Source organism: Candidatus Cloacimonadota bacterium, assembly GCA_034661015.1.
GTDB lineage: Bacteria > Cloacimonadota > Cloacimonadia > JGIOTU-2 > JGIOTU-2 > JAYEKN01.
The window spans coordinates 1-5,051 of record JAYEKN010000283.1; the positions used below are offsets into that span (position 1 = coordinate 1).

General features: G+C 35.6%; 5 protein-coding genes. All 5 read left to right on the top strand.

Annotated elements, in window-relative coordinates:
- Positions 1 to 897: MBL fold metallo-hydrolase (locus U9P79_09790; protein MEA2104913.1), on the top strand; the 897-nt coding region annotated here is incomplete at its 5' end.
- 5 nt (positions 898 to 902) lie between these two features.
- A complete protein-coding gene (locus U9P79_09795) occupies positions 903 to 1,859 on the top strand; it encodes a calcium/sodium antiporter (GenBank protein MEA2104914.1) in 957 nt (318 codons plus the stop codon).
- Positions 1,860 to 1,935: 76 nt separating this feature from the next.
- Positions 1,936 to 3,117, top strand: a complete 1,182-nt coding sequence (locus U9P79_09800) for an electron transfer flavoprotein subunit alpha (GenBank protein ID MEA2104915.1) — start codon at positions 1,936 to 1,938, stop codon at positions 3,115 to 3,117.
- An 11-nt stretch (positions 3,118 to 3,128) separates the two neighbouring features.
- A complete protein-coding gene (locus tag U9P79_09805; protein MEA2104916.1) occupies positions 3,129 to 4,346 on the top strand; it encodes an amidohydrolase family protein in 1,218 nt (405 codons plus the stop codon).
- A 133-nt stretch (positions 4,347 to 4,479) separates the two neighbouring features.
- The gene (locus U9P79_09810) at positions 4,480 to 5,043 is read left to right on the top strand and encodes a radical SAM protein (GenBank protein MEA2104917.1); all 564 of its coding nucleotides are present in this window, start codon (positions 4,480 to 4,482) and stop codon (positions 5,041 to 5,043) included.
- The last annotated feature ends 8 nt before the right edge of the window (positions 5,044 to 5,051 follow it).

Here is a 5,051-nt window from a genome sequence, read left to right on the forward strand (position 1 = left end):
CCAAGAATCACTCATTTATCCATTCTAAGCAGCAAACACTTTTTCTCCATAAATTTGACAAGAAATCACCATCTAAAATCTTTGCAAAAAAATAAATTTTATGAATGGCTTATGAAAATTTCCCTTTTAGCAAGTGGTAGTAAAGGCAACTCCATTGTAGTTGTTGGAAAAAAATCTGCTCTTATGATTGATGCCGGTCTTTCCGGAAAAAAAATATTCGAAAGATTGGAAATGGTAGGTGTAGATAAAGAAATCATCAGTGCGATTCTTGTAACTCACGAGCATTCCGATCATGTTCGCGGTGCTGGAATCATCTCCAGAAAATTAAAAATCCCGCTATATATTAATGAACTCACATACAGCGAAACTAAGCAACGCGGAAATCGGCTCGGAAAAATTGACAGACTTCAATTTTTTGAAAACGGTGTCTCGTTTGAATTCGGTGATTTCCTGATCCACCCCTTTTCCGTTCCACATGACAGTATAAACAATTCCTGCTTTCGTATTTCGGAAATAAATTCCGACGAGGACTTGGTGATACTTACAGACCTTGGTTTCCCAACAAAACTTGTCAAAAATAAAATCAAGAATCCCTCTACAATCGTACTTGAAAGCAATCATGACATTGGTAAATTGATAAATGGTCCCTACGAATGGCATCTCAAACAGCGCATTAAAGGCAAAAACGGGCATCTTTCCAATGATCAGGCAGGTGAACTGATGCTGGAAATATTCCATCCAAAACTGAAGAATATCATCCTCGCACATCTCAGCGAGGAAAACAATGAACCGGAAATCGCTTTTAATTCTATGAAAAAACTTATTCTTGAAAATAAAATAAACTGCAATTTGTATGTTGCTCTCCAGCATACTCCGACGGAACTTATAGAGGTGTAATTTATATGCTTCCATATTTTCTGCTTATTTTCGGATTCATCCTGCTCGCAAAAGGAGCAGACTTTTTCATTGATGGTGCTTCCGAGATTGCCCAATATTTCCATGTATCTCCCCTTTTTATCGGATTGACTTTGGCAGCTTTCGGAACAAGCGCTCCGGAGGCGGCGGTTAGCATAAAAGCTACCCTCTCAGGAGTTAATGGAATTGCTCTTGGGAATGTGATTGGTAGTAATATAGCAAATATTTGCTTAGCTATCGGCATAGCAGCCCTTATCAAACCACTGTTCTTTGAAAACACAACAAGTAAAAAGGAGCTACCATTCCTTGTTCTATCAACATTCATAATTTTTTTATTCTGCTTAGATTTTACAAATTCCCACAGTGCAACATCTATGATCTCACGCACAGAGGGAATCATTCTTCTTGTTCTAATGGTCGTTTTTTTATTTTATCTTTCCAGAATGGCTAAAAATGATAGAAAACAAACTGATAGAAATATTCTTCATCCGAAAATTTCCTTACCAAAAAATATTCTGCTGACGGTAGTCGGTGGTGTTGCAATAATCATTGGTGGAAATATTACAGTTTCAAATGCAACTCTAATTGCAAAAATCTGGGGTGTGAGCGACAAAGTAATCGGCATATCTATCGTAGCGTTCGGAACATCTGTTCCGGAAATCGTAACCGCAATTGTAGCGATAAAGAAAAATCAAATTTCGATTGCTGTGGGAAATATCGTGGGAAGCAATCTTTTTAATATTCTATTTGTATTGGGAATCGCTTCTACAATCAAAAATATTTCGCTCTCGTCAGACGTAATTTTTGATGCGGGAGTCTGCCTGTTCATTACGATTTTATTTTTCCTTTTTTCAAAAATTCACAAAAAAATCGGAAAACTTCAAGGCTTGATCCTGATAGTTTTTTATATTGGATATATGTTTTCACTTTTTATCATAAAATAGTGAAAATCACTTTGATTTTTAAAACCTTGACTAATTTTGATGAGATTGCAACAAATGCAATATCGGAGAAAAAAATATGATTGAGATAATTGTAGATGAATGTGTCGGATGCAAAAAATGTGTCCCAGCCTGTGCATATAATGCCATAAAAGTTGTTGATAATCTAGCCGAGATCGATCTCGACAAATGTACTCTCTGCGGTGCTTGTGTGCCTGCTTGCCCGTTTGATGCAATCTTTATTCGTAAAAGCGACAACCAAATAATGGATCTCGATTCTTATCGGGGAGTAATGACTTTTGCTGAACAAAAAGATGGAAAAATCCAGCAAATAACTTATGAAATGCTTGGTGCCGGTCGCAGATTGGCGGATGATCTGAAAACAGAATTATCCACAGTAATTTGTGGTTCTCAACTGGATAATACAATTTTAAATGAACTTATCTATCACGGCGCTGATAGAGTTTTTGTGATTGACGATCCTATGCTGAAAAATTTTCTTGATGAGCCCTACACCCAAGCCTTAGTAGAAACTATTAAAAAGAACAAACCGGAAATAGTTCTTTGCGGAGCTACGGCACTTGGACGTTCTTTTATTCCTCGTGTTGCTGTAGAACTCAAAACCGGATTGACTGCTGATTGTACTGAACTGGCTATTGATAAAGTAAAACGAGAACTTCTTCAAACCCGTCCGGCGTTTGGAGGAAATATTATGGCAACGATTAGAACAAGCAGGCATCGTCCTCAGTTGGCAACTGTTCGCCATAAAGTAATGGATCCAATAACAAGAGATGAAACAAGAACTGGAGAAATTGTCCACAAAAATATTGAATTCGATAAACTGGAAATCCTCTCCGAATTTATTAAATTTGTCAAAGATGAATCTCAGAAAATTAAAATCACTGATGCTGATATTATCGTTTCCGGTGGAAGAGGGTTAAAAGCTCCTGAAAATTTTGAACTTCTTCGCAAACTCGCAGCCAAATTAGGTGCTGCCATCGGTGCATCACGTGCATCTGTAGATGCCGGCTGGATCGAATATTCCCATCAAGTAGGGCAAACCGGCAAGACGGTAAAACCCAAAATATATATAGCCTGTGGAATTTCCGGAGCAATTCAACACCTTGTGGGAATGCAATCTTCGGATTTCATTATTGCAATAAACAAAGACCCTGAAGCACCAATTTTTAAAGTAGCCGATTTTGGAATTGTGGGAGATCTTTTTCAGGTAATTCCCGCATTAATAAAAAAATTAAGATAAGGACAAACCGTATGGAATTTACTAATTTAATGATTACTTATAATTACAAAAGAAGCGGATTTGGTAACATCTGTGTAACCGATTCAAAATTTACAGCCAACTCTGAAGATAAAATTGTCGTTAATTGTGAAAACCTTTTAGCGTATCCCGGGTTAATAAATATCCATGACCATCTTGTGGGTAACTGGTTACCCAAAGTTGCACCAAATCGTCCATACAAAAACACGTCCCGTTGGGTAGAAGAGATGCGCGATACGGAACCTTTGATAGAACGAAAAAAATTTTGGAAATCGAACGACCTGTCAAATTTAGCAAAGGGAAATGGGATAAATCTTGCCATTCTTGGCGTGTATAAAAACATCTTTTCTGGTGTGGTAGTCATCCAAGACCATGTTCCTGTTCAAAAAGATGAATACTACAAACGTCTTCCTATAAACGTTATCTCAAAATATCAACAAGGACATTCTATTACTCTAAAAAATTGGTGGGGTGGGGACGATCTTGAAACCGAAATTAAAAAAACGGACGAAAATACTCCATTTGTAATCCATATTGCAGAGGGAACAGATAAAGAAGCCAAAGAAGAATTCAGAAAATTTACTGAAATGGGTTTGCTTAAAGAAAATGTCATTCTCGTTCATTGCACTGCTCTCACAAGAGATGAATTCAAGCAGATCGCCGATACTGGAACAAGTATTGCCTGGTGTCCAAACTCAAATGTTTACTTACTTGATACTACACTTGACTTCAAAACCGTTCTTGATCTGGGAATCAATATGTCTATTGGCACGGACTCCACTCTTTCCGGAAGTTTGAATCTGTTAGATGAACTTTCCTATACCACAAAAACATTCCCAAATCTTTCAGATGCTCAACTTTTCAAAATGGTTACTGAAAATCCCGCTCGTGCTTTGAAATTACCTGACTATAATGGAAAAATTGAAATCGGTAAAAATGCAAATTTGCTGTTAACCAAAAAGAATTTTGATGATCCCTACAAAAATCTTGTAAATTTGGAAACAAAGGACATTGAACTTCTTTTATACAAGGGAATTCCAGTATTTGGCAAAGTTGAATTTTTAAAATACTTTTCTTGGGATGCAAAAAAATATTACCTTTTTGATTACCATGATACCAAACGATTCGTAATCGGACATCCCGAAAAAATTCTTCAAAAAATCGAAAAATCTTTAGGTTATAAAAAGGTTTTAGATTATATGTTATTTTAACTTTGTAATATTTTAAAATATTAAGTAGGAAAAATCAATCGAAGACCGAACTTTATCAGAAAAATTAAAATTATCTGAAATTTTTTTTAGCATTCAGGGTGAATCAACCTATGCAGGATTACCTTGTGTTTTCATTCGACTTGCCGAATGCAACTTACGATGTTCATACTGCGATACTAAATATGCTTATAAAACTAAAGCAGAACTTACAATCAATGATATTTTAGATAAAATTGCTGAATATTATCCAGTAAACTTAATAGAAATCACAGGTGGGGAACCATTATTGCAAAAAAATGTATATGATCTTTTTGATGAATTGCTCCTGCAAAAAAATCAAATTTTATTGGAAACGAACGGAACTATCTTGATGAAAGATGTTCCAAAACCTATCGTAAAAATTATGGATATTAAAACCCCATCCAGCGGTATGTCTGATAAAATGAATTGGGATAATTTGAAATATTTAGACCATAAAGATGAAATAAAATTTGTGATCTCAAACAAAAAAGATTTCCAATGGGCAATTAATAAGATTAAAGAATATTATCTGATTAATCGTATTTTACTATTTGCTCCGTCATACAGAAAATTATCTCCCAAAAAATTAGCAACTTGGATTCTTGATTCCGGTTTGCCAATCAGGTTGAATTTGCAATTGCATAAATTAATTTGGAAAAACAAACGAGGCGTTTGAAATGGTGT

Excerpts from the sequence above, each read along its gene's own strand:
- U9P79_09795 (MEA2104914.1), top strand. The coding sequence starts at position 903 with ATGCTTCCATATTTTCTGCTTATTTTCGGATTCATCCTGCTCGCAAAA.
- U9P79_09800 (MEA2104915.1), top strand. The coding sequence starts at position 1,936 with ATGATTGAGATAATTGTAGATGAATGTGTCGGATGCAAAAAATGTGTC.
- U9P79_09805 (MEA2104916.1), top strand. The coding sequence starts at position 3,129 with ATGGAATTTACTAATTTAATGATTACTTATAATTACAAAAGAAGCGGA.